The following is a 24,589-nucleotide window of genomic DNA, read 5'->3' on the forward strand; positions in this document are numbered from 1 at the left end:
TGAATCAACATCGCAAGGCGAGTCCAATTTCAGGCACACAGGCGCACCACGGCGGTGCAGCCGGCTCCACGCACTGGAACAGAACCCGCCCGGCGTTCCGATACACCGCAGTGGCCCGTGCTTTTCGCAGAAGCCGGGCGGCTGCCCCGCCAGAACAGACAGATAGACAAACAGGCAGAAAGAAAGGCCCACGCATGTCCTTCCTCCAGCTCACGGATGTGACCAAGTTCTATGGCAGCACCTGCGCGGTGCAGTCCATGAACCTCTCGGTGGAAAAAGGCGAGTTCGTCTCGCTGCTGGGCCCTTCGGGCTGCGGCAAGACCACCACCTTGCAGATGGTGGCGGGCTTCGAGGCCGTGAGCAGCGGCCGCATCGCGCTGGCCGGGCGCGACATCACACACGCCAAGGCCAACACGCGCGGGCTGGGCATCGTGTTCCAGAGTTATGCGCTCTTTCCGCACATGACGGTGGCCGACAACGTGAGCTTTGGCCTGGAGATGCGCAAGGTGCCCAAGGCCGAACGCAAGGAGCGCGTAGCCCAGGCCCTGGGCCTGGTGCACCTGGAAAAACACGCAGGCCGCTACCCGCGTGAGTTGTCGGGCGGACAGCGCCAGCGCGTGGCACTGGCGCGTGCGCTGGTGATCGAGCCGCCGGTGCTGCTGCTGGACGAACCCCTGTCCAACCTGGACGCCAAGCTGCGCGAGGAGATGCAGTTCGAGCTGCGCCAGATCCAGCGCAAAGTCGGCACCACCACGGTGATGGTGACCCACGACCAGAGCGAAGCCATGTCCATCAGCGACCGCGTGGTGGTGATGGAGGCGGGCCGCGCCACACAGATCGACCACCCGCACCGGGTGTACGAACACCCGCGCACGCGCTTCATCTCCACCTTTGTCGGCAAGGCCAACCTGGTGCCGGGCCAGGTGACCACGGCCAGCGCCACACACACCCATGTGGGCGCAGGGCCCATCGAAGTGCGGGTGGAAGGCGCGCAGTTCCGCCCCGGTGCGGCCGTGCTGCTGAGCGTGCGCCCCGAAAAACTGCAACTGGTGCCCGCAGTGCAAGGCCGCATCGACGGCGAGGTGTGCGAGCGTTTCTTCCTGGGCAGCCAGTGGCTGTACCGCGTGGGCACGGCCATGGGCGACCTGATGGTGCTGGCGCCCAACGATGGCCGCAGCGCGCTTGACGAAGGCGAGCGCACGGGCCTGGACTGGCCCGACCACTGCATGCGCCTGCTGCCTGCCGATGAAGCCGCCTTGGCCGACGCCGAGGCTACGCCATGACAAGAGCTACGACGACGACGGCTGCAACGCCGCACCCTCTGCTGGGCAGAAAGGCCCTGCCCTGGTGGCTGTCGGGCCCGGCGCTGCTGCTGTTCACCGTGCTGCTGCTGGTGCCCCTGGGCCTTACCGCCGTGCTTTCGTTCAATGCCTTTGACCCAGCCACGGGCGTGAAGGCGGGCGAGTTCACGCTGGAGCACTACGGCCATGTGTTTACCGATTCGTACTACCACGCGATCTTCTGGCGCACCTTCTGGATCGCCGGCCTGGTCACGCTGATCTGCGTGGCGATTGGCGCGCCCGAGGCCTATGTGCTCAGCCGCATGCGCAACCCGTGGCGCTCCATCCTGCTGCTGGTGGTGCTCGCCCCTCTCCTGGTATCGGTGGTGGTGCGTGCCTTTGGCTGGAGCATGCTGCTGGGCCCCGAGGGGCTGGTGAACGCGGCCTTTGGCCTGGTGGGCATCGGCCCGGTGAAGATGCTCTACACCGAAATTGCAGTGGTGATTGCGCTGGTGCATGTGATGCTGCCGTTCATGGTGATCCCCGTGTGGACATCGCTGCAGAAGCTGGACCCGGGCGTAGAGAACGCGGCGCTGTCGCTGCAGGCCTCGCCCTTCACCACGCTGCGGCGCATCGTGCTGCCGCAGGTGCTGCCCGGCATCCTGTCCGGCAGCCTCATCGTGTTCGGCCTGGCGGCCAGCTCGTTTGCCATCCCCGGCCTGCTGGGCGGACGGCGGCTGAAGATGGTGGCCACGGTGGTGTACGACGAGTACCTGCACGAGCTGAACTGGCCGCTGGGCGCCGCCATTGCGCTCACGCTGCTGGTGGCGAACCTGGTGGTCATGCTGAGCTACAACCGGCTGGTTGAAGGCCGCTACAAGAAAGCGTTGGGCTGAAGCGATGCAGAAGAATGGACCCATCGCCCTCGCGTTCAACGCGCTGGTCATCACCTTCATGCTGGCACCGCTGCTGGTGGTGTGCATCGTGGCGTTCACGCCGCACAACACGCTGACGCTGCCCACCACCGAGTTCTCGCTGCGCTGGTTCAAGGCGGTGTTCGCGCACCCCGACTTCATGCAGTCGTTCTGGAACAGCCTGTGGCTGGCCCTGGCCTCGGCCACGCTGGCCACGGTGCTGGCCGTGCCCGCGGGCATCGCCATCACGCGCTACGAATTCCCGGGGCGCGGCTTCCTCAACGGCCTGTTCCTGTCGCCACTCATCATTCCACACCTGGTGCTGGGCGTGGCCCTGCTGCGGCTGTTTGCGCTGATCGGCGGCACGGGCAGCTTTGGCTGGCTGGTGGTGGCGCATGCGCTCATCGTCACGCCCTACACGCTGCGCCTGGTGGTGGCGGCGCTGGTGGGGTTTGACCGCAGCGCCGAACATGCGGCCCTGTCGCTGGGCGCGAGCCAGGCCACGGTGTTCACGCGCATCACGCTGCCGATGATCCTGCCGGGCGTGACGGGCGGGTGGATGCTGGCCTTCATCAACAGCTTTGACGAAGTGACGATGTCGATCTTCGTCACCTCGCCCAGCACGGTGACGCTGCCGGTGCGCATGTACATGTACGCCACCGAATCCATCGACCCGCTGATGGCCGCCGTGTCGGCGCTGATGGTGGCAGTCACCGCCTTTGCAATGGTGCTGCTCGACCGCGTGTATGGCCTCGACCGTGTGCTCGTGGGCCGGAAGTAGATGAGCACTGAAATCATGAGTCCCAGCCAACCCCTGCTGCACCGCGTGGCCGAAAAGGACCGCGCGCCCGTGCGCTTCACCATCGACGGCCAGCCTGCCATGGCGCTGGAAGGCGACACGGTGCTGACCGCCATCCTCACCCAGCGCGCACAGCTGCGCCGCAATGAATTCAGCCACGAACCCCGTGCGGGCTTTTGCTGGATGGGCGCCTGCCAGGACTGCTGGGTGCTGACCGACAGCGGCGAACGCCTGCGTGCCTGCAGCACCTTCATCACGCCGGGTTTGGCGCTGCGCACCGAGCCCGTGGACGCCATGGATTTTGCCAGCGGAGGCCAGGCATGACACATGCGTCCTCCCTGCAACCCGTGATCGTGGGCGCAGGCCCTGCCGGCATCCGCGCTGCGCAGGCGCTGGCCGCCCATGGCGTGCGCCCCGTGCTGATCGACGAGGCTGCGCGCGGCGGCGGTCAGATCTACCGCCGCCCGCCCGCCCATTTCACACGCGCTCCGGCCACGCTGTATGGCACCGAGGCCGCGCGCGCCACGGCGGTGCACGCTGCGCTCGACACGCTGCAGGACCAGATCGACTACCAGCCCGACAGCCTGGTGTGGAACGCCCAAGGCGGCCTGCTGGATGTGCTGCATGGCCCCACGCAGGCCACACGCTCGGTGCCTTACGGCCAGCTCATTGTGGCCAGCGGCGCCACCGACCGCGTGCTGCCCCTGCCGGGCTGGACACTGCCGGGCGTGTACACACTGGGCGGCGCGCAGGTAGCGCTCAAGTTCCAGGGCTGCGCCATCGGCAGCCGCGTGGTGCTGATGGGCACGGGCCCGTTGCTCTACCTGGTGGCCTACCAGTATGCGAAGGCCGGTGCCTCTGTGGCCGCCGTGCTGGACACCGCGCGGTTCACCGACCAGTTGGCCGCCGTGCCCGCCATGCTCACCCAGCCCGCCGTGTTTGCCAAAGGTGTGTACTACGTAGCCTGGCTGCGCGCACATGGCATCCCTGTCCACAGCGGCGTGCGCCCCGTGCGCGTGCTGGGTGACGGCCGCGTGGCGGGTGTGGTGTGGGCCGACGGCGCGGGGCGCGAGCACACGCTCCCCTGCGACGCCGTGGGCTTGGGCTACACCCTGCGCTCCGAGACCCAGCTGGCCGATCTGCTGGGCTGCCGCTTTGCCTGGGCCCCCCTGCACCGCGCCCACCTGCCCGAGCGGGATGCCGAGGGCCGCAGCAGCGTGCCGGGCGTGTACCTGGCGGGCGATGGCGCGGGCATCATGGGTGCCGATGCGGCCGAATGGGCGGGCGAGCTGGCGGCGCTGGCGCTGCTGCAGGACCACGGCGTGACCGTCGATGCCGCCCGCATGCACACATTGCGGGGCCAGCTCCACCACCTGATGCGGTTTCGCCAGGGGCTGGAGCGTGCCTTCCCCTTCCCCACCGACTGGGCCGCACACGCACCCGATGCACTGGTGGTGTGCCGCTGCGAGAACATCACGGCCGGTGAACTGCGCGCCTGCGTGCGCGACACCGGCGCTGACGAGATGAACCGGCTGAAGGCGCTCACCCGCGTGGGCATGGGCCGCTGCCAGGGCCGCACCTGTGGCGTGGCAGCCGCCGAGATCCTGGCCCAGGCCACCGGCCAACCCGTAGAGCGGGTGGGCCGCCTGCGCGGGCAGGCCCCCATCAAACCGATACCGATCCACTTGCAGACACAGCCCTCTGCCGATGGGGGAGCCAACACATGAGCAGCACCACCCGCATTGTCAAAACCGACGTGGCCATTGTGGGCGGCGGCATCGTGGGCGCTTCGGCCGCACTGGCCCTGCGCCACAAGGGCGTGGAGGTGGTGCTGCTGGAGCGCGACCTGTGCGGCTCGCGCTCCAGCGGCGTGAACTACGGCGGCGTACGCCGCCAGGGCCGGCCTGTGAGCCAGCTGCCGCTGGCACAGCGTGCCCACCAGATATGGGCGCGCTTGCCCGAGCTGATCGGAACCGACGGCGAATACCTGCGCACCGGGCACTTCAAGATCGCGCGCAGCGAGGCGGACATGGCCTCGCTGGAAACCTATGCGGCCAGTACACGCGACTTCGACCTGGGACTGCACCTGATCTCGGGCGAGCGCCTGCGTGCGCAGTGCCCGTGGCTGGGCGGCCGTGCGGTGGGGGGCTCGCTGTGTGTGGACGATGGCCAGGCCAACCCGCGCCTGGTGTCGCCCGCCTTCGCGCTCGCCGCCCAACGCGCAGGCGCACAAATCTTTGAGCGCTCGCCCCTCACGCACATCGAACACAGTGGCCAGCAGTTCACGCTGCAATCGGGCGCCGCGCTGCAGGTGCAGGCCCCCGTGGTGCTCAACTGCGCGGGTGCCTGGGCCGGCGCCATGGCGGCGCAGTTCGGCGAGGCCGTGCCGCTGCGCTCGGGCCACCCGGCCATGATGGTCACCGAGCCCCTGCCCTACTTCATGCAATGGAGCCTGGGCGTGGAGGGCGGTGGCATCTACTGCCGCCAGGTGGCGCGCGGCAACCTGGTGCTGGGCGGTGGCTCGGGCTTCTGGCTGGACGAGGACCGCGCGCGCTCGGAGCGCAGCGCGATCGCGTCGCTCACGCTGCAGGCCATCGAGCTGCTGCCCGCGCTCAAACACGCGCATTTCATCCGCACCTGGAGTGGCACCGAGGGCTACCTGCCCGACCGCCAGCCCGTGCTGTGCAAAAGCCGCACCACGCCGGGCCTAATCCACGGCTTTGGGTTTGCGGGCGCGGGTTTCCAGATCGGCCCTGCCGTGGGCGAGGTGCTGGCCGAGCTGGCGTGCGATGGGCAGACCAGCACGCCGATCGATGCGTTTTCTCTCGCGCGCTTTGACGAACCACCCGTGCCCGCTGCCGGCACCGCCCCGACAACCCCAGTGCAGGCCCACTGAGGCCGCCAATCTCTCACTCCCCCCTGACCCACCCGAAAGGCAATCACCATGAACTTCGCTTTCCGCTCGAACGTTGTTTCCCTGCGCCGTGGCCTGCTGGCCGCAGCGGCTGCTGCCACGGCCCTGGCCGCCAGCGGCGGCGCCGTTGCGCAAACCAAGACGCTGTACATCGGCATGAATGGCGGCACGATGGAGAAGGCGTACACACAGTACGTGTTCCCGGCCTTCGAGAAACTGCACGGCGTGAAGGTGGTGGTGGTGCCCGGCACCTCGTCCGACATCCTGGCCAAAGCCCAGGCCAACAAGGACAAACCACAGATGCATGTGATGTTTCTGGACGACGGCATCATGGTGCGCGCCATGGGCATGGGCCTGTGCGAAAAGCAGCGCCCCAACCCGCACCTGAATGACATCTACCCTGCCGCACGCTTCAAGGACGACCTGGCCAGTGGCGTGAGCCTGGGCATGACCGGCATCGCCTACAACACCAAGATGTTTGCGGAAAAGGGCTGGGCCGCGCCCACGTCGTGGATGGACTTTGCCGACCCCAAGTTCAAGGGCAAGGTGGTGTTCCAGTCCATGCCCTCGTCCTCGTTCGGCCTGCACGGCTTTTTGATGTTCAACCGCATCCAGGGCGGCAACGACAAGAACGTGGAGCCGGGCTTTACCAACTGGGCCAAGACGATTGGGCCCAATGTGCTGGAGTACATCCCCAGCTCGGCCAAGATCTCCGAGATGGTGCAGACCGGCGAGGCCGCACTGTTCCCGCTCACGCCCACAGCCGTGGCGGCGCTCAAGGTCAAGGGCATCCCGGTGGAATACGCACAGCCCAAGGAGGGCTCGGTGGTGCTGATGACCGGCCAGTGCGTGATCGCCAAGAACAGCGAGCCCGAGCTGGCGCAAAAGCTCGCCGAGTTCCTGCTGAGCCCGCTGGCCCAGGCCAATGTGCTGCAGTTTGGCGCGCAGATCCCCACCAACCCCAAGGCACCGGCCGTGGGTGAAGGCGCGGCCCAGGTCGCACAGATCAGCCAGTGGATGAAAAACGCCGTGACGCTGGACTGGGACAGCGTGAACGCCAACCGCCCCGCCTGGAACACACGCTGGAACAAGACCATCGAGCGCTGAGCGCAGGGGCAGGGCCCCACACCGGCGGGCCGTTTGTGACAAATGTCACCGGCCCCGCCCCGCCCTGGGCCTGAGGGTGTGCCAAACCGCTTCTTCGACTTCAGAATCCGCCGCCTGAACACGGCAATTGGGTCGTTGGATCGAAGAAGAGGGATACCACCATGAAACGCTGGATCACATGGACCGCTGGCGGCGCAATGCTGCTGGGGGTCTTGATTGCCGCCACGGCGGCCAGCGGCCTGTACCTGGCCGAAGAGAAGCGCAACCGCTACATCGACGTCAAGCCCCGCCCCGTGGCCTACACCACCGATGCGCAGACCATCGAGCGGGGCCGCTACCTGTATGCATCGCGCGGCTGCACCGACTGCCATGGCGCACAAGGCACGGGCCGCGAGTTCGTCAATGATGGCAAGGGCACGCGGCTGGCGGGCCCCAACATCACCCCCGCCGGCGCGGTGGCCCGCTACCAGCCCGAAGACTGGAACAGCGTGATTCGCCACGGCGTCAAGCCCAACGGCCGCCCTCTGCTGGTGATGCCCAGCGAAGACTACAACCGCTTGACCAACGACGACCTCAATGCCCTGGTGTCGTACGTGCGCCAGCTCACCCCCAAAGAAGGCACCCCAGCCGTCATCGAGCTGCCCCACCCGGCCTGGGTGCTCTATGGGCTGGGGGCCATCCCCGACGCTGCGGCACGCATCGACCACCAGCTCGCGCCCTCGCGGCCGGTGCCCGCAGGGGTGACGCTGGCCAACGGCCAGTACGTGGCCACCATGTGCATTGGCTGCCATGGCGTGGATAGGTCAGGCGGCAAAATCCCCGGCGGCCCGCCCGACTGGCCTGCGGCCGCCGACATCCGCCCCGGCGCCGAGAACGCCGACAGCGCCATGGCGCGCTACCCCAACGCGGCGGGTTTTGTGGCCATGCTGCGCACCGGCAAGCGGCCCGATGGCACGCCCATCCAGGTGATGCCCTTCGAGTCGCTGGGCCAGCTCAGCGACGTGGATGCCCAGGCGCTGTACCTGTACCTGAGCGCCCCCACCGGCAGCGTGAAGCAGGACATGGGCAGCGCCCCAACGGCCCGGGGCACCCAGAGCAGTGCCAACACCCTGCCCTCGGGCCCGAGCGGGCTCAAGCTGCCGGGGTGAACGCGGGCACGATGCGGGCGCCCCCCGCCGCCGTCAGGGCAGGTCAGCTGCCGGGGTGCGGATGGGCGCCGTGAGTGGACGCAGGCACCGGCGCCAGGCTGTACGCGCCCATGGGCCCGCCCGGGGTGTTGCCGGGTACTGGCGGCGGCGCCCGGCGCACGCGCGGCACCACGCTGAGCTGCACGGTGTCGAGCACCGGGCCGGGCACCACATTCAGGGCCTTGCGCGGCAGGTCCACCAGCTGCTCGGCATGCCACACACGCACCTGGGCCGCGCCCTCGGGCACGCTGGCAAAACGGGCGATGCCGTTGTCATCGGTCTTGAGCGTCCAGGCCGAGTCGGTCACAAACACATGGCCGCGCATGGAGCCATGCAGGTGGCAGCCCAGCAGCACCACACCGGGGGTGTCGAGCTTCACATCGGCAGAATTGGCGGGCTTGCCGTCGGCCTTGCCTGCCAGGCGCAGTTCAAAATTGGTGCTGGCCACGGCCGCGCCCGGTGCGGCAACCGGGGCCCCGCCTGCAGGGTTGCCGCGCACATGGTGGTCCCAGCGGTCCTGGTTGGTGAAACGCACGGTGGTGCCGGGCATCACCACCGTGAGGGCGGGCACGAAGCGCATGCGCTCCTGCTCGATGGTGGGGCTGGCCTGCAGCAGGCTGGGCGCAGCCCCCGCCGTTGAGCCGGGGTACATCACCACCACGGCGTCGGGCACGGGCTTGCCCTCGCGGTCCAGCACCTGGATCTGCACGTTTCCGGCGTTAGCGCTTGCCCACAAAGCGCTTACAGCTATCAAAACAATAGTATTTTTCATCGTTTCCTTCATCGCTTGGTGATCACGTCACGGTGCATGGGGGCCAGCAGGGCCAGCAGGCGGTTTTGCTGGGCAAAGGGGATGCCCTCTGCATCCATGGCGCTTTGCAGCACCTCGACCAGGGCGTTGAAGTGGCCCTTGTGGATGTCCATGTCGGCATGGACCGATTTCATGTCAGCGCCTTCATATTTGCAAGGGCCGCCACTGAGCTGGCAGATCTGGTCGGTCAGGCTTTCCTTGAGGGCGGCGGGCTTCACGTCCTTGAAGTGGCCGCCAATGCGCGGATCCTTCACCACACGGTTCACGAAGCCGTCCATCAGGCGGGTGATGCCGGGCTTCTCGCCCAGCGCCTGGTACAGGCCCGCAGGGGCCATGGCCATGGCGGCGCTGCCCTGGGCAAACGCTGGTGGGGCCCACAAGCCCCCCAGAGCAATGGCAAGGGCGATGAGGGTTTGGGGGTGCGTCATGACAATCTCCTCACTCAGAATGCGACTTGGGCCGACAGGTAGTAGCCCGTCTGGCGGCGGTTGTTCGTGATGCCGGGCACGATGCGGCCCAGGTCCACATAGGCCAGCGTGAGCGACAGGTTCTTGCTGGGTGCCCAGGCGATGAAGAGGTCTTTCCAGTCGTCCTCGCGCAGCGCGGCACCCAGGCCGGCCGCGGCGCCCAGGGCCTGCAGGTTGTTGGGCTTGAAGCGGTACTCGGCCCCCACGGCCAGGTGCTTGTTGATGAGGTACGCCACCGAGAACTCGGGCTGCAGGCTGCGGCGGTTCTTGCCCGGCGCGGCCGAGCCAAAGCCCAGCAGGCCGTTCTGGTTGGCGTTGGTGTAGCGCAGCGTGCCGTTGACCAGCAGGCTCTGCGCCAGCAGCAGCTTGGTGGCGCTCACGTACACATCGGTGCCGCTGGTTTGGGTGCCCAGAAAGTCCAGCACCGGCCCGATGGAGCCCGGGTGCACCCGCTTGTGCTCCAGCCCCACCGCAATCTGCGGCATCCAGCTGTCGCTGTCGAGCACGGCGTCGCCCGCCACCTTCAGCTTGACGCCCAGCACGTCCATCTTGAGGTGCTGGCCCGGCGCCACGCCAAACGGTGCAATGCCGTTGAGCGCGAGGGCGGGCGAGGCATCGAAGTCCTGCCGTGCCAGCGACAGCTCCAGCCGCTCGTGCAGGCCCAGGGCCACGCCATAACCGTTCAGGCTGTAGTCCTGCGTGGCGGCACGGGTGGCATAGGCGCTCACGCCCACCTCGCCCTCCGTGGCGTTGCTGCCGATCACGGCCCAGGGGGTGAGCCCGCCACCGGCCGACCCGGCGATGGTGCTGACGCCACCGGTGAGCAGCAGCTTGCCGGTATCGGCCTGGGCCCAGCCGCTGACCGTGGCTAGCACGGCCGCAGCCAGCAGGGTGAGTGAGGGCCTGTGTTTCATCGCGGTCTCCTGTTCCAGTAAAAGAGGGGTTGCAAACAGCATTTGTCTTCTCCTTGCACATACGCCCCCGGCACCGGAGCAGATTCACGCATTCCGAAAATTTTTGACAACCTTCAAAAAAACACGCGGGTCATGCTGGCCTGCTCAGAGCATCCGCTGGATCAGCGCCCCCTTGAACAGCACCGGCCCGGTGGGCCCGGTTGCACTGGGCACGCCGCCCTTGGGCTCCAGGCTGATGGCCAGTGCAGGCACCTGGCGCACATCGGCCTCGCCTGCCACGAGCTTGAGCAGCCTGTCCGGCCCCAGCACGCCCAGCGAGCGCGGCCCGCCCGCAGGCGGCAGCGCCCACAGCTGCAGGGACTTGTCGGCGCCCTCCCGAAAGCCGCCCACGCGCTGCAACACGAGCTGGTTGTTTTGGGGGTCGAAGGTGACCAGCATCGACGCGGCCGCTTGGTCGTCGGCCAGCACGGCCACGTACTGGATCTGGGGCGTGGCCTGCAGTTGCTGCTGCAGGGCTGCGATCTGCGCGCCGGTGGTGGTGCGCAGGCCCCCGTTGACCTGCACCCCCACCCCCACGGCCGCCAGCGTGGCCAGGGCCCCGGCGGCTGCGGCGCCACGCCACACCAGCAGGTTGCGCCACCAGCCGCCAGGCGCCGGGGTGGGCCCGGCCTGCCGGGCAGCCTGCAAGGCCTGCTCCAGCTGGCTGGCCCGCACCAGGTTGTCGATGCGCGTCCACACGGCGGGCGACGGCGCCACCTGCGGTTGCAGCTCGGTCAGGCCCGACCAGCGGGTCTGCCACACCAGGGCGGCGGCGCGCACCGTGGCGTGCTCGCGGGCCAGGGTTTCAAAGCGGCGGCGGGCGCCGCCGCGCAGCGTGCCCAGGGCGTAGCTGGCGGCCAGGCGGTCGATCAGGTCGGGGTGTTGGGTGATGTTCATGGCAGCGACCTCAGGCATAGCGCGCCATGCAGGCACGCAGTTGCTCCAGCCCCCGGCGAATCCAGGTCTTGACGGTGCCCAGCGGCAGCCTGAGCTGCTCGGCCAGCTCGCCATGGCTCTGGTCGCGCAGGTAGGCCAGGCTCACCACCTCGCGCTGCCTGCTCTCCAGCTTGCCCAGGCAGTGGTGCAAGGCAAACGCCTGCTCGCTGGCGTCGGCGGCATCCATGGGGTTGGGCGAGTCGCCTTCCAGCGTCTGGGCCATCTCGTCGTCCAGCTCGTTCATGCGGTCGGCCCGGTCGCTGCTGCGCTTGCGCAGTGCGTCCAGCGCGCGGCTGCGCACGATGAGCCCCATCCAGGCCATGGGCGGGCTCAGCGATGCGCGGTAGCTGCCCGCGCTGCGCCAGATGGTCAAAAACGCCTCCTGCAGCACATCCTCGGCCGCATCGCGGCTGCGCACAATGCGCAGGGCCAGGCCCAACAGCGGCGACGCCGTGCGTTCGTACAGGCTTTTCAGCGCGGCATCGTCGCGCGCGGCAAGGCGGTCGAGGAGGTCCATCAGTTCGCTGTCGGGGTGGCGGGTGCTCATGCGCCCATTGTGTGGGATCGGTCTGGATTCGCGGCTTGGGGGCATCGTCTGTGGGTGTCGTCTGTGGGTGAATACGCCACAAGCCGCCCGCCGGATTCAGGGGCCGCGCCAGAAAAAGAAAAAGGCCGCAATGCGGCCTTGGGGGAGCGGGCTTTGTCAGCCCTCGGGCAGGTCTGCTTCAGACCGGGTAGGTGCCCGGCAGCAGGATGGAGCGGTCCACCGTGTTGATGTTGGTGTGGCCGCAAAACGCCATGGTGATGTCCAGCTCCTTCTGGATGATCTGCAGCGCGCGCGTGACGCCCGCCTCGCCATGGGCGCCCAGGCCGTACAGAAAGCTGCGCCCGATCAGCGTGCCCTGTGCGCCCAGCGCGCGGGCCTTGAGCACGTCCTGCCCGCTGCGGATGCCGCCGTCCATCCAGACCTCGATGCCGCCGCCCGCCTGGCGCACGGCCTCGGCAATGCCGGGCAGCGCCGCGATGGAGGATGGCGCGCCGTCGAGCTGGCGACCGCCGTGGTTGCTGACGATGAGCGCGTCGGCGCCGCTGTTGGCGGCCAGGCGCGCGTCTTCGGCGTCCATGATGCCTTTGAGGATCAGCTTGCCGCCCCAGCGCTTCTTGATCCACTCCACATCGCCCCAGTTGAGCTGGGGGTCGAACTGCTCGGCCGTCCACGACGACAGCGAGGACAGATCGCCCACGCCCTTGGCGTGGCCCACGATGTTGCCGAAGGTGCGGCGCTTCGTGCCCAGCATGCCCAGGCACCAGTGGGGCTTGGTGGCCAGGTTGATCAGGTTGGCGAGGGTGGGCTTGGGCGGGGTGGACAGGCCGTTCTTGATGTCCTTGTGGCGCTGGCCCAGGATCTGCAGATCGAGCGTGAGCTGCAGCGCCGAGCAGTTGGCGGCCTTGGCGCGGTCGATCAGGCGTTCGATGAAGTCGCGGTCGCGCATCACATAGAGCTGGAACCAGAACGGGTGGCGGCCCGTGTGCTCTGCAATGTCTTCGATGGAGCAGATGCTCATGGTCGACAGCGTGAACGGGATGCCAAACGCCTTGGCTGCCTTGGCGCCCAGAATTTCGCCATCGGCATGCTGCATGCCCGTGAGCCCCGTGGGCGCAATGGCCACGGGCATGGCCACGTCCTGGCCGATCATGGTGGTGCGGGTGCTGCGCCCTTCCATGTTCACGGCCACGCGCTGGCGCAGCTTGATGGACTGGAAGTCCTGCGTGTTGGCGCGGTAGGTGCCCTCGGTGTACGAGCCTGAATCGGCATAGTCGTAGAACATGCGCGGCACGCGGCGCTGGGCAATGGCACGCAGGTCTTCGATGCAGGTGATTTTGGACAGGTCAGGCACGCGGGCTCTCCAGGGTGGGAAATGCGCCAGATGGTAGGCGCTGACGCGCGGGCCAGCCATCAAAATTATTTCGATGGGCTGCAACAAATTTCCAGCAGGGCGCCCATGCGCGCGGCCGTGCGCACCATCAATCACACAAAAAACCGACCCTAGCGCCCTATGGATCAGCTCAAGAAGCTACAAATTCAGTAGCAAACACACCGCCCCCAGTGCCGCCGCTTACCCATCGGCCTCACCGGCGCTAACGGCCACCTCGGGCAGCACGGCCACGGGGTCTGCATCGGGCCCCCGATAGAGCATGAAGCGCATGCGGCCGCCGCGCTTGGCGGCATACATGGCGCTGTCGGCGTGGCGCGAGAGCGCGTCGAAGGTGTCGCCGTGCTGCGGGAACAGCGCAATGCCGCCGCTGAGTCCGACGCGCACCAACTGCCCGCCCAGGTCAAAGGGAGCGTCGCACGAGGCGAGGATCTTGCGCGCCACACCACATGCGGGCTCGGCGCCGTCGAGGCCCGGCAGCAGCACCACAAATTCGTCACCGCCCTGGCGGCAAACGGTGTCGGACGCGCGCACGGCGGCCTTCAGGCGCTGGGCAAACTGCACCAGCAACAGGTCGCCCACGTCATGGCCCAGGCGGTCGTTGACCTCCTTGAAGCCGTCCAGGTCCAGGTACATCACAGCCAGCGACTTGCTGTCGCGCCGCGCCTGGGCAATGGCCAGTTGCGCGCGGTCGTGCAGCAGCACACGGTTGGGCAGGTCGGTGAGCGCATCGTACTGAGCGAGGTGCGCCATGCGCTCGGCCATGGCCACGGCCTCGGTCACGTCGCGCAGCACCGCCACCGCCCCATTGACGGCGCCATGGCGGTCGGTGATGGGGCTGGCGGTTTCTTCCACCTGGAAACGCTTACCGCTGCCACGGTGCACCACCACACCGCGCATGGCCTCCATGGCAGCCCCCCGCAGGATGGCCGCGCGCAAGGGGCTGGGCAGCAGCGCATCGTTGTCGGGGCTACGCAGGCAGACCACATCGTCCACGTTGTGCCCCGCCGCGTCGAAGGCCTGCCAGCCCGTCAGGCGCTCGGCCGCGGGGTTGAGGTAGGTCACGTAGCCCCGGGCATCCGAGCAGACCACGGCATCGCCAATCGACTGCAGCGTAAGGCGCACGCGCTCCTTCTCGTCGAACAGCTCGTCCTCCATGCGCTTGCGATCAGAGATGTCCGTGGTCTGCACAAAGATGCCACGCACCGCGTCGCCCTCGGTGTCGGGCACATAGGACACGATCATGTGGTGCGAGGCGCCGTGCACATCCAGCAGGGTGCTCTCGAACAGTTGGGATTCGCCCTGCAGCGCGCGCTCCAGGAAGGGTTTGCTCACCGCAAACCGGTCGAGGCCCACCAACTCGCTGAAATGCATGCCACGCAGTCGCTCGGGCTCCATGCCAAACCACTCGAAAAGCGACTTGTTGGCAAACCGGTTAAGCAGTTGTGCATCCCAGTAGCCGATCATGGACGGCATGTTGTTGAGGATGGTGCGCACATCGTGCTCGGCCTCGCTGAGCTGGGCCGCCACCTGCTGGCGCAGGATCAGCTCACGCACGAACAGCATCGCCAGGCCCAGGCAAGCCGCCATCAGCAGCAGCGCAAACCCGCCCAGCCACAGCGCGCTGCGGTACCACTTGGCCAGGATGGTGTCGGTGGCCTGGGCCACATTGACGATCAGCGGAAATTCGCCCACCTGCCGGAAGGCATACAGGCGGGTGACCCCGTCAATCGCCGCCTTGCCCACAAACGCGCCGTTGACCTCTTTCTGGAACCGCTCGAGGTTGGGCGACCCTGCGATGGTCTTGCCCACGTCCGCATCCCCATACGGGAAGCGCGAGATCACGGTTCCATCCCTGCGGAACAGGTTCACGCCGCTGTTGGCCCCCATGTCCAGCGAGCCAAACAGCTCGTTGAAATAGCTCAGGCGGACCGCCCCCACCACCACGCCCGCAAAGCTGCCATCCGCATGGTAGTAAGCCCGGGACAGGGGCAGGATGTTGAGGCCCGTGATGCGCGAGGGCACGGGCTTGCCAATGAACAGGGCCTGGTGACCATCCACCTTGAACGCCAGAAAGTAGTCCCGGTCGGAGAGGTTGACCTTGCGCGGCGTGAGGGAGCCCGAATCGAGCACGATGTTGCCCCGCGCATCGAGCACCAGCACATCGCCCGCGCCCCGGGCGCGCAAGGAGTTGTCGAACACCACGCGGGCGCGCAGATCGGGCGACAAGGCCCAAACCTCGGGGCGGCTCACCTCGCGGGCCACGCCCTCCAGGGACTTGTCAAACGAATCCAGCACCCAGCCCAGGCCCTGCTCCAGGGTCTGCACCAGATTGCTGTTGGTCTGCACCGCATAGTTCCATTCGTCGTTGCGGATCGTCCAGATCGAGCGCGCAAACAGCGCGCCGATCCCCAGGGAGACCAACAAGGCAAGCCAGATCAGGCGGTGAGAGAAGAACTGGCGCAAAAACGGCATAGAAATAGTTTGTAACCATTTTAGGCGACCCCACCGGGACGCAATCGGCGGAAGTCACACCCTATTCGTCGGCTTAACGTCGGCTTAATCGCCCATCAAGGTGCAACAGCCCGCGCCGGGGCCGCCACGCCGGCGCCACGCACCTCGATGCGGACCTCGTCCAGCACCTGCCCGGCCGCGTCGGTGATCTGCACCACATGCCGCCCGGGCCAGGGCAGCCAGGCCACCCGGGGGCCACGGCCCAGGGGCTTGCCGTCCATGTGCCACAACAGGTTACTGCCCGTGGCAGTGAACTGCAGGCGCTGGCGCGTGGGGGGGATGTCCGGGTCCAGCGCAATGATGGTACCGGCCGCTGGTGCGGTGATGCGGGCGGGGCCAGGCAAAGCCTCTGCCGCCGGGGCGGCCAATCTCCTGGAGCCTTTGGGGGCCTTTGCGCTGGAAGGATCGGTACCACCAGCCACTGCATCCATCGCAAACAGGGGCTGCTGCGTGCCTTGCAAAAACCACTCGTCGCGTGCGGCCTCCAGCGGCGGGCGGCCCTGGAACGCGCGCGCCCCTGCGCCGCCGCCCCCGCCGCCATCCGCCCCATCCGCCGCCGACCCGGGGCCGAAGCGTACCCCCGCCTTGAGCAGGCCCGCCGGTGCCTTGGGGGCCCGGCTGGGCTCGCGGGCATGCAGAAAGCCCATCACGGCCGCCCAGATCGGCGCGGCGCCGCTGGTGCCGCTCACGTCGTGCATGGCCGCGCCGCTGGCATTGCCCACCCACACGCCCACGGTGTAGCGCTCGGACCAGCCCACGGCCCAGTTGTCGCGCATGTCCTTGCTGGTGCCGGTCTTCACCGCCGTCCAGAAGCGCGTGGCCAGCACGCTGTCGGTGCCAAAGGTGCGCACACGCGCATTGCCGTCGGACAGGATGTCGCCCACGATGAAAGCGGCCCGTGCGTCCAGGCCCTGCACGAAGGCCGGCGCCCGGCCCGCAGCCGGGGCGGCCAGGGCCACCGGGCTCAGGCGCCCGCCGTTGGCCAGCGTGCGAAACGCGTTGGTCAGGTGCACGAGCGGCACCTCGGGGCTGCCCAGCGCCAGGCTAAAGCCAAAGTAGTCACCGCTCTCACGCAACGGCAGGCCCACCGCGCGCAGCTGCCGGTGGAACGCGCCGGGCGTGACCATGACCAGCGTGCGCACCGCCGGCACGTTGAGCGACGCGGCCAGCGCGGTGCGCACCGACACCCAGCCCTTGAACTGCCGGTCGTAGTTTTGCGGGATGTACAGCCCGCCCGCCGTGGCGATGTGCGCGGGCGAGTCATCGACCAGCGACGCGGCCGTAAGGCGCCGCTCGGCAATCGCTTCGCCATAGAGAAAGGGTTTGAGCGTGGAGCCGGGCTGGCGCAGCGCCAGCACCCCGTCCACCTCGCTCGCCTGGCTGAGCTGCCCCGACGAACCCACCCAGGCCAGCACCACGCCCGTGGCGTTGTCGAGCACCAGCACCGCGCCGTCCTCCACATTGCGGCCGCGCAGCTCGCGCAGGTGCTGCTGCAGGGTCTGCACCGCAAAGCGCTGCAGGGGCGCGCGCAGCGTGCTCTGCACACGCTCGGGCACCGCCCCGTCCTTGCCGAAGCGCTGGCGCAGCAGGTGGCGCGCAAAGTGCGGGGCCACGCCTTCGCTGGCGTCAAACGCGCGGCGCTGCAGCGCGGCGGTGGTGAACAGGTCCAGCGCATCACAGTCGATGCGGGCGCCCCGCTGCATGTCGCGCAGCACCCCGCAGGCGCGCTGCGCCACCAGCGCGGGCCGGGCATTGGGCGCGCGCACCAGCGCGGCGGCCACGGCCGCCTCGCGGTCGTCCAGGCCATGGGCGGCCTTGCCAAACAGCGTGCGGGAGAGCGCATCAATGCCCACCAGCTCGCGGCGAAACGGCACAAGGTTAAGGTAGGCCTCCAGGATCTGGTCCTTGCGCCAGCGCCGGTCCAGCACCTGGGCCGCCACGGTCTGCCCCAGCTTTTGCACCACGCTGCGCCCGCCCGGCCCCTGGCGCCAGTCGCCGTCGAGCAGCCCTGCGAGCTGCATGCTGATGGTGCTGGCCCCGCGCGTGCGCTGGTTCCACAGGTTGCCCCAGGCGGCGGCCGATGCCGCGCGCCAGTCCACGCCGCTGTGTTCAAAAAACCGCTTGTCCTCGCTCAGCACCAGCGCCTGGCGCAGCGCGGGCGAGATGTCAGCCAGCGGCACCCACTGGCCGCGCCGCACCGTGGGGTCGGTGCGCAGGCGCTGCAGCACCTCGCCTTCGCGCGAGAGGACCTGGGTGTCGGAGGGCTTGAAGTCGGCACGGACTTCATCAAAAGCAGGGATGGCGCGCGCTGGCAGAGCGAAAGAAGCTATCAAAACAGAAGCAAACCACCACCGCAGGCGGGGGGCCGGTTGCTGCTGCGGCCGCCCCGGCCGCGCAGCACGGCGATGGTCAGCGGCCATGCTGGCGGCCCCTGCCGACAACGGCCCCGGCCCAGGCTGCAGCCACAGCCTGCCCCGCAGCGGCGGCCCGTGGCATCACTTTCCGGCCTCCACCTTCACCCGCGCGTTGGGTACCTCGCCAAACATCTCGGGCGCATACATGGCCTCCACGCGGCTCGGGGGCAGCGCGAAGTCGCCCACGTTGTTCAGGCGCACGGTGTATTCCATCTTCACCGTGCCCTTGGGCAGGTATTCGTAGTAGCTGCGGAAGGACTCGAAGCTGCGCTCTTCGAACGCGGGCCAGCCGGGGCCGGTGCGCGCCTTTTCGCCCTGCGTGGCGATGGCCGAGTCGCGGCCCAGGCCGCTGCCCAGGATGGTGGCGCCGCCCGGGATGGGGTCGGTGATGGCCACCCAGGTCATGTCGGCGGTGGCGTTCACCTCCAGCGTCACGCGCAGCACGTCGCCACGGGTGTATTGGCCGGGCGGCAGCGCCTTGTTGGCCTGCTCCACGGGCGTCACGGTTTTGGTGATGCTGTACCCCGCCGCGAAGGGCGCCTTGAGCTGGATGGCGGCCACCGACTGCAGCGTGAGCCACGGCTTGCCGGGGCCCTGGTGCGCGACGGCGAGTTGCTCCTTGCCACCGGCCTTGCCTACCGCGCTGGACCATGGCAGGAACATGCCGTTGTTCTTGAGGTTGCCCGGCGATGCAGGCGCGCCGAACCAGGTCGTCTGGTGCGCGGCGCCTGTCGCGTCGCTGCTCTTCACGCGCTCGACCTTGCTCCAGTCCACGCTGGCGTTGTTGCCGCCCATGGTGGCCTTGGTGGTGCCCGACACCGGCACGGCCTCGAACTTGGCGCTGAACTTCTCCAGCGCCAGCCCGCCCCACAGGTTGGCGGTGGTGGTGTGCCACGCGCCCGCTTGCTGGCGGCTGATGAAGCCGTTGGCCAGGCGGCCCATGTCGTCCTTCCAGGCCGGGTCGTCCATCACGGCCAGCATCAGGCGCGCGGTGTTCACGTCGCCGTTTTGCATCAGCCACCACCAGTAGTCGTCCTGCTCGGTGCTGAAGATGAGCTTGGTGCCCTGGAACGACAGGCGCGCGCGCAGGATCTGCATGGCCTCGGCCAGGCGCTTGTCGCGCTCGGGCACGTCGGCCACGCGCTTCAGGACATTGACCCAGTCGATCACCGCATGCGTGGGCCACTGGTTGGGCGCGATGGTGACGCTGCTCACCATGCGGCCCTGGGCCTTGCCGTAGCGCGACAGTGCCTCGATGGCGGCGAGCTTGCGCATGTCCAGGTCCTTGCGCGGGCTCCAGAAGCTGCGCTCAATGCGGCCTTCGATGAAGGCGATCAGGCCGCGCTCCATGGGTGCGCGCACGTCGTCCGGCAGGGCAAAGGCAGGGTTGACGGCGGCGGCCTCGTGCGTGGCGGCCAGCACATAGGCGGTGAGCGTGTCGCTGCCCCGGTTGCTGTCGCCATCCCGCGGCGGGAAGTAATTGGCCAGCCCGTCGCTGTCGAGGTAGGTGGGCAGCTGCGCCACCACGGTCTGCCACAGCGCGCCGTCGCGCAGGCCCACGGCCTTGCTGGTCTTTTGCTCCAGGCAGGCGAACGGGTAGCGCGCCCACCAGTCGCGCACGCCCGGCAGGCCTTCGGCCAGCTTGGGCTGCAGCGACAGCTTGAGGCCGCCCCGGCCCGGCAAGGCGTCGGCCGGTGGGTTCACGTCCAGGTTGAAGCTGCCATCCACCTGCACCAGCGTGGCCTGCTGCACCGTGAGCGGCACGGCCGGGATCAGCTTCTGGCTGGCCTTGAGCGCGTCGCGTGCGCCGCTGACCTGGTCCTTGGCCTCGATCTCCCACAGGATGGCCTGGGCGCGGGTCTGCGCGAGCTGGGCAGGCGCGGTCACGCTCCAGGCCACCTCGCGCGATTCACCGGCGGGGATGTCCACGGTTTGTGGTTTCAGGTCCAGCAGCGTGGCGCGCGGCGCCACCTCGACCTTCATGGCCGCCTTGGTGGTGTTGCGCAGCGTGAGCTGGGCGCGGAACTGGTCGTCCTCGCGCACCAGGGGCGGCAGGCCACTGATGATCTGCAGGTCCTGCGCGCTACGGATGCTGGTGCTGCCAGTGCCGAACAGGCCGGTGGACGCATCGGCCACCGCCACGATCTTGAAGGTGGTGAGCGCATCGTTGAGCAGCACCGTCACCTTGGCCTGGCCGTTGGCATCGAGTTGGATCGCGGGCTGCCACAGCAGCAGCGTGTCGAGCAGCTCGCGCGTCTGCGCCTTGCCGCCGCCGCCGCCCGCGGGCACGGCCTTCTTGCCGTAGTGGCGCCGGCCGATGATCTCCATCTGCGCGGTGGAGGTCTCCACGCCCCAGCTGCGGCGCTGGAGCATGGCTTCGAGCAGGTTCCAGCTGTTGTTGGGCATCAGCTCCAGCAGCGCCTGGTCCACGGCGGCCACGGCCACCTCGGCATTCGCGGCGGGCTTGCCGCCGGGCAGGGTGGCGGTGATGGTGACCTGCGCCTTGCCGCGCACGGCGTAGCTTTCCTTGTCGGCCGCGACCTTCACGTCGATCTGGTGGGCTTGCGTGCCCACGCGGATCTCGGCCAGGCCCAGGCGGAAGGCGGGTTTGGAGAGGTCCACCAGCGCGGTGGGCGCCTGGTATTCACGGCCTTCGTACCAGAACGACGTCCACCACTCGCGCGGCGATTTGAAGCCCCAGGTGAAGAAGCTGTACCACGGCACCTCGCGCAGCCGGCCGCGCAGGGCCAGCACGCTCACGTACACGTTGGGGCCCCACTCGGGCTGGATCTTCAGGCTGATGGTCGGGTCCTGCCCGTTGAGCTGCACCACCTGCGTGTCGATGATGCCCTCGCGCTCCACCGCCACCAGCGCCGTGGCGTAGCGGAACGGCATGCGCACCTGGAACTTGGCGGTCTCGCCCGGCTGGTAGCTCTTCTTCTCGGGCAGCAGGTCGATGCGGTCGTGGTCTTCGCCACCAAACCAGAGTTCGCCCTGGCGCGTGACCCACACCGACGACGCGGCCACGCTGGTGTTGCCGTCCTTGTCGGTGGCCGTGACCACCAGTTCCACCTCGCCGGGTTCGTCGAGCTTGGACTCGCACAGCAGCAGGCCACGCGCGTCGCTCTTGCCGCTGCACAGCGTGCCCAGGTCCTTGGTCTCGGTCTGGTTGTCGTAGCTGTAGAAGCCACCCACCATGCGCTTGCGCGTGGTGGTGGTGATGCGCGCCACGGCCTGCACCTGCAGGGACATGTCGGCGGCCGGCTTGCCGCTCAGCTGCAGCGCCAGCGCCTGGAAGCGGATCTTCTGGCGGGCCGACACCCAGCCTTCGGTCTTGATGCCGGCCACCACGCCGGCAGGCCACAGGGCCTGCGTGCTGCGGATGGTCTGCACTTCGCCGTTGGGGTCGGCGTAGGTGGCTTCCATCACCAGATCCTGCGGCTGGCGGGACTGGGGCACGTTGTCGATGGTGACCTTGCCCGCGCCGTCCTTGTTGAGCGTGAGCGGCAGCTTGTCGGCGATCACGCGCGCGTCCTGGCTGGCCGTGGCCTCCTCGTCGTCGCTGTGGGCGTTCGACTGCTCGCGCTTGCGGGGCGGGTTGAAGCTGAAGGCCTCGTAGTCGCTGTAGTTCAGCATCTTGCCACGCACCATGGCCGACACGCGCACCGGCAGGTGGGCCGCACCGCCGCCCGCCACGTAGTTGATCTGCACATCGGTGGGCACCGAGCGCACACGCACCAGGGCCTTCTTGTCGGCGGGCGCGATGCGGCCTTCGAGCACCGGCAGGCGGAACTCCTCCACGCGGAACTCGCCCGAGCTGAAGCTGCGGCCGTTGTTCGACTGGTTGCGCAGCTCGACCTGGTACAGGCCCAGCTTGGCGGCCGGTGGCACGGCAAACGTGCTCTGCGCACTGAAACCGCCGGTGGCCGTGCCGCGCCAGGCCAGCGGCTGGGTGAACTGCTGGCCGCTGCCCACGTGGGTGACGACCAGGGTGTCGGGGCCCGTGCCCGGCACACCGAAGCCCTTGCGGTTTTCGGTGCGCAGCAGGTGTTTCATCGACACCGTCTCGCCCGCGCGCAGCAGGGTGCGGTCAAAGATGGTGTGGGCCCGTTCGTCGGGCTCGGGGGCGCTGCTGGTGGGCACGTTGAAGCGCCAGGGCTCGATGCCCCGCTGCCAGTCGCTCCAGGTGAAGGCCATGTCCTCCACGCCGTCGGCGCCCTTGTGGCGCGCGCTCACGAAGTAGCCCCGGCTGCCGTCGCCCTCTCCATAACCATCGCCGCAGGTCGGCGAGTCCGTAGAAACACCCTCCAGGCGCGCCAGGCCCTGCGCATCGGTAACCCCCGTGGCCACCTCGTTGCCCCGGCAGTCGGACACGCGCACCCTGGCGCCCTCCACCGGCTGGCCCTTGTCCAGCGTGGTCACCCAGGCCATGGCGTTCTCGCGGCCCAGCTTGAAGTGCACGCCCAGGTTGGTGACCAGCGCCGAGGTGCGCACGTACATCGTGCGGCCCTCGCCATGGCGGTCGTCCAGCAGCGAGGCGCCGAGTTTCTGCGAGGCGATCTCCACCACGTGGAAACCCGGCGGCAGCGGGATGCCCACGACCTCGAAGGGGCGGGCGTCATTGCTCGCGGGCTTGGGCAGGTCCAGCGTCTTCACGCCGCCCTTGCCGGCCAGCAGCGACAGCATGCGCGTCTGCACCTGGTGGCGCTCATCGTCCAGCGCCTTGGGCAGCGGGCCGGTCACGTCCTGGCGCGCCTGCTGGCGGTCCACCGTGTAGTTGTCGTAGCGCTTGACCTTGCGGAACCAGGCAATGATCTCGGCATCGGTGCCGGGTTGGAGCGTGCTCACCTTGCCCGCCGGTGCGGCCGCGCCCGGCGCGCCGGGCTGCAGGCCCTGCACGCGCAGCGCGGCTTCCACGTTGCGCAGGGTTACCGGCAGCAAGGCGGGCGGGTTGCTTCCCGCCGGGCCTTCGGCAAAACGCTCCACCACGCCAAACGAGGCCGCCGCAAACTTGGCCAGCGGCGGCATGCCGCCCGTGGCCACCTTCAGGGGGTAGCTGTCGGCATTGCGCAGCGTGCGGCCCGAGGCGTCCTTGAAGTCCTTGGGCAGCTCGATGGTGAAGGCCGTGTTTTCAGGCAAGGGCGCAGTGAACTGCACGCTGTTGACCAACGCATCGCCTTTCTGGCCTTCGACGCCTCCGTCGGCCTGGGGCTTGAGGGTGTCCTTGGCCGACTTGAGGCGGATGGCCGTGGCCAGGTTGCGTGGCACGGGCGCATTGAAGAACAGCTGCATCGGACGGATGGGCAGGCAGGCGGCCTGGGCGTTCTCGCGCTCGCAGCTGAACTCTGCCGAAAACGGCTCGCGCACCTTGAAGTCGAAGCGCCTTTCCACCGTGTTGGGCACGCCGCTGGGCGTACTGACCCCTTTGCCGAACACCACCTGCATGCGCGAGCCCGAGGTGAAGCGCCGGTTGCAGGCCAGGGTGGCGTATTGCAGGGGGTCTTGCGCCGCGGGTTTGTCCAGCCCCAGCGCCTTGAGGATCTCGGTGCGCTGGGCGCCGTCGATCATGCGCGCGGGGATGCGCTCGCCCACCCCCTCGGCGGTGCACCACACGTTGGCCTGCACGCTGGCCACGGTGGCCGGCCCGTTGAACTGCAGCACAAAGAACTGCTCTTCGTCGATCTGTTCGTAGGGGTTGGGACGGATGGCCTGGACAAAGGGCCCGCCACTATTGAATTGATAGCTTTTAGCGCCCGTCAGATCAGCCCCAGCGGCCGATTTGAACCCGGGCTTGACGGTGGCCGTGCAGCGCACGCCGGGCGGCAGGTCGCGCTCGAAGTCGAACACCCACTCGCGCTCGCCGGTCCAGCGGCCCGTGCCCTTGGTGGCGCCGGCATCGCTGCAGGACAGGCTGATGGGCGCCTGGGCCTTGGGGTCGCCAAAATTGACCGCCGCCGCGTCGAACTTGGCCACCACCTGGCGCACCCGCGCCACCTCGCCCTGGGGCGAAAAACTGCTGATCTGCAGGGCCTGCGCGCCCCAGGCCGCCAGCGACAGGCCAGCGGCCAGCATCCATTGTTTTTTGTTCATGTCTTCCCCTCCGAAGGAACCAGGGCGGGCCTCCCCGGTGGCCCCGCGCGGGGAAGGGGAATTGCACGACCTGCGAGCGTAACAAAACGGCACCCGCGCCAGCACAGCGTTGCAAGCGCTTACGTATGCAGGCAACGAGGCCGCCACCGGGCTTTTTCCCCCATGGACAGGCTCGCCCAAAGTGCGCACACTGGCACAAACCTGTTCCACGCTGCTGCGTTGCACGGCCCTCCCCCAGCCCAGCGCGCGGCCCATGCCAACCACACTGC

The 24,589-nt window shown here is 68.4% G+C and carries 17 protein-coding genes; 8 read left to right on the top strand and 9 right to left on the bottom strand.

Annotated elements, in window-relative coordinates; translation table 11 throughout:
- The first annotated feature begins 194 nt into the window (after positions 1-194).
- From DBV10_RS11075 to DBV10_RS11110, 8 genes are all read left to right on the top strand, one after another.
- Positions 195-1,283: an ABC transporter ATP-binding protein gene (locus DBV10_RS11075; protein WP_124513518.1), complete on the top strand. Its 1,089-nt coding sequence runs from the start codon at positions 195-197 to the stop codon at positions 1,281-1,283.
- The gene (locus DBV10_RS11080) at positions 1,280-2,176 is read left to right on the top strand and encodes an ABC transporter permease (protein ID WP_124513520.1); all 897 of its coding nucleotides are present in this window, start codon (positions 1,280-1,282) and stop codon (positions 2,174-2,176) included. The genes DBV10_RS11075 and DBV10_RS11080 overlap by 4 nt, the downstream gene beginning before the upstream one ends.
- A gap of 4 nt (positions 2,177-2,180) precedes the next feature.
- Complete coding sequence (locus DBV10_RS11085; RefSeq protein WP_124513522.1) at positions 2,181-2,975, top strand: ABC transporter permease; 795 nt, start codon at positions 2,181-2,183, stop codon at positions 2,973-2,975.
- Between the two features lie 15 nt (positions 2,976-2,990).
- Positions 2,991-3,317 (top strand): (2Fe-2S)-binding protein, encoded by a 327-nt coding sequence (locus DBV10_RS11090; RefSeq protein ID WP_124513524.1) that lies wholly within the window; start codon positions 2,991-2,993, stop codon positions 3,315-3,317.
- Entirely contained in the window at positions 3,314-4,720 is a 1,407-nt protein-coding gene (locus DBV10_RS11095; RefSeq protein ID WP_124513526.1) for an NAD(P)/FAD-dependent oxidoreductase, read from the top strand. The genes DBV10_RS11090 and DBV10_RS11095 overlap by 4 nt, the downstream gene beginning before the upstream one ends.
- The gene (locus tag DBV10_RS11100) at positions 4,717-5,889 is read left to right on the top strand and encodes an FAD-binding oxidoreductase (RefSeq protein WP_124513528.1); all 1,173 of its coding nucleotides are present in this window, start codon (positions 4,717-4,719) and stop codon (positions 5,887-5,889) included. The genes DBV10_RS11095 and DBV10_RS11100 overlap by 4 nt, the downstream gene beginning before the upstream one ends.
- Positions 5,890-5,937: 48 nt before the next feature.
- Complete coding sequence (locus DBV10_RS11105; RefSeq protein ID WP_124513530.1) at positions 5,938-7,014, top strand: ABC transporter substrate-binding protein; 1,077 nt, start codon at positions 5,938-5,940, stop codon at positions 7,012-7,014.
- 161 nt (positions 7,015-7,175) lie between these two features.
- Positions 7,176-8,162, top strand: coding sequence for a c-type cytochrome (locus DBV10_RS11110; RefSeq protein WP_124513532.1), 987 nt, complete (start codon positions 7,176-7,178; stop codon positions 8,160-8,162).
- A gap of 43 nt (positions 8,163-8,205) precedes the next feature.
- Here DBV10_RS11110 and DBV10_RS11115 read toward each other — a convergent pair whose 3' ends face one another.
- The 9 genes from DBV10_RS11115 to DBV10_RS11155 all read right to left on the bottom strand — a co-directional run bounded on the left by DBV10_RS11115 (position 8,206) and on the right by DBV10_RS11155 (position 24,320).
- Positions 8,206-8,910 carry a plastocyanin gene (locus DBV10_RS11115; protein ID WP_233589890.1) on the bottom strand — a complete coding sequence of 235 codons (705 nt, stop codon included), beginning with the start codon at positions 8,908-8,910 and terminating at the stop codon, positions 8,206-8,208.
- A gap of 71 nt (positions 8,911-8,981) precedes the next feature.
- A complete protein-coding gene (locus DBV10_RS11120) occupies positions 8,982-9,440 on the bottom strand; it encodes a group 1 truncated hemoglobin (protein WP_124513534.1) in 459 nt (152 codons plus the stop codon).
- Between the two features lie 14 nt (positions 9,441-9,454).
- Positions 9,455-10,393: a DUF3034 family protein gene (locus DBV10_RS11125; protein ID WP_124513536.1), complete on the bottom strand. Its 939-nt coding sequence runs from the start codon at positions 10,391-10,393 to the stop codon at positions 9,455-9,457.
- Positions 10,394-10,537: 144 nt separating this feature from the next.
- A complete protein-coding gene (locus DBV10_RS11130; RefSeq protein ID WP_124513538.1) occupies positions 10,538-11,329 on the bottom strand; it encodes an anti-sigma factor domain-containing protein in 792 nt (263 codons plus the stop codon).
- A gap of 10 nt (positions 11,330-11,339) precedes the next feature.
- Positions 11,340-11,915, bottom strand: a complete 576-nt coding sequence (locus DBV10_RS11135; protein ID WP_124513540.1) for an RNA polymerase sigma factor — start codon at positions 11,913-11,915, stop codon at positions 11,340-11,342.
- A gap of 178 nt (positions 11,916-12,093) precedes the next feature.
- Positions 12,094-13,266: an alpha-hydroxy acid oxidase gene (locus DBV10_RS11140; RefSeq protein ID WP_124513542.1), complete on the bottom strand. Its 1,173-nt coding sequence runs from the start codon at positions 13,264-13,266 to the stop codon at positions 12,094-12,096.
- Between the two features lie 219 nt (positions 13,267-13,485).
- Positions 13,486-15,777 carry a diguanylate cyclase domain-containing protein gene (locus tag DBV10_RS11145; RefSeq protein WP_124513545.1) on the bottom strand — a complete coding sequence of 764 codons (2,292 nt, stop codon included), beginning with the start codon at positions 15,775-15,777 and terminating at the stop codon, positions 13,486-13,488.
- A gap of 95 nt (positions 15,778-15,872) precedes the next feature.
- Positions 15,873-18,236 (bottom strand): penicillin-binding protein 1C, encoded by a 2,364-nt coding sequence (pbpC, locus tag DBV10_RS11150; RefSeq protein ID WP_124513547.1) that lies wholly within the window; start codon positions 18,234-18,236, stop codon positions 15,873-15,875.
- A gap of 75 nt (positions 18,237-18,311) precedes the next feature.
- Positions 18,312-24,320 (bottom strand): Ig-like domain-containing alpha-2-macroglobulin family protein, encoded by a 6,009-nt coding sequence (locus DBV10_RS11155; protein WP_124513549.1) that lies wholly within the window; start codon positions 24,318-24,320, stop codon positions 18,312-18,314.
- Positions 24,321-24,589: the final 269 nt, after the last annotated feature.

The organism is Acidovorax sp. FJL06 (assembly GCF_003852545.1).
Classification (GTDB): Bacteria; Pseudomonadota; Gammaproteobacteria; order Burkholderiales; family Burkholderiaceae_C; genus Acidovorax.

Excerpts from the sequence above, each read along its gene's own strand:
- DBV10_RS11075 (WP_124513518.1), top strand. The coding sequence starts at position 195 with ATGTCCTTCCTCCAGCTCACGGATGTGACCAAGTTCTATGGCAGCACC.
- DBV10_RS11080 (WP_124513520.1), top strand. The coding sequence starts at position 1,280 with ATGACAAGAGCTACGACGACGACGGCTGCAACGCCGCACCCTCTGCTG.
- DBV10_RS11085 (WP_124513522.1), top strand. The coding sequence starts at position 2,181 with ATGCAGAAGAATGGACCCATCGCCCTCGCGTTCAACGCGCTGGTCATC.
- DBV10_RS11090 (WP_124513524.1), top strand. The coding sequence starts at position 2,991 with ATGAGTCCCAGCCAACCCCTGCTGCACCGCGTGGCCGAAAAGGACCGC.
- DBV10_RS11095 (WP_124513526.1), top strand. The coding sequence starts at position 3,314 with ATGACACATGCGTCCTCCCTGCAACCCGTGATCGTGGGCGCAGGCCCT.
- DBV10_RS11100 (WP_124513528.1), top strand. The coding sequence starts at position 4,717 with ATGAGCAGCACCACCCGCATTGTCAAAACCGACGTGGCCATTGTGGGC.
- DBV10_RS11105 (WP_124513530.1), top strand. The coding sequence starts at position 5,938 with ATGAACTTCGCTTTCCGCTCGAACGTTGTTTCCCTGCGCCGTGGCCTG.
- DBV10_RS11110 (WP_124513532.1), top strand. The coding sequence starts at position 7,176 with ATGAAACGCTGGATCACATGGACCGCTGGCGGCGCAATGCTGCTGGGG.
- DBV10_RS11120 (WP_124513534.1), bottom strand. The coding sequence starts at position 9,440 with ATGACGCACCCCCAAACCCTCATCGCCCTTGCCATTGCTCTGGGGGGC.
- DBV10_RS11125 (WP_124513536.1), bottom strand. The coding sequence starts at position 10,393 with ATGAAACACAGGCCCTCACTCACCCTGCTGGCTGCGGCCGTGCTAGCC.
- DBV10_RS11130 (WP_124513538.1), bottom strand. The coding sequence starts at position 11,329 with ATGAACATCACCCAACACCCCGACCTGATCGACCGCCTGGCCGCCAGC.
- DBV10_RS11135 (WP_124513540.1), bottom strand. The coding sequence starts at position 11,915 with ATGAGCACCCGCCACCCCGACAGCGAACTGATGGACCTCCTCGACCGC.
- DBV10_RS11145 (WP_124513545.1), bottom strand. The coding sequence starts at position 15,777 with ATGCCGTTTTTGCGCCAGTTCTTCTCTCACCGCCTGATCTGGCTTGCC.
- pbpC (WP_124513547.1), bottom strand. The coding sequence starts at position 18,236 with ATGGCCGCTGACCATCGCCGTGCTGCGCGGCCGGGGCGGCCGCAGCAG.
- DBV10_RS11155 (WP_124513549.1), bottom strand. The coding sequence starts at position 24,320 with ATGAACAAAAAACAATGGATGCTGGCCGCTGGCCTGTCGCTGGCGGCC.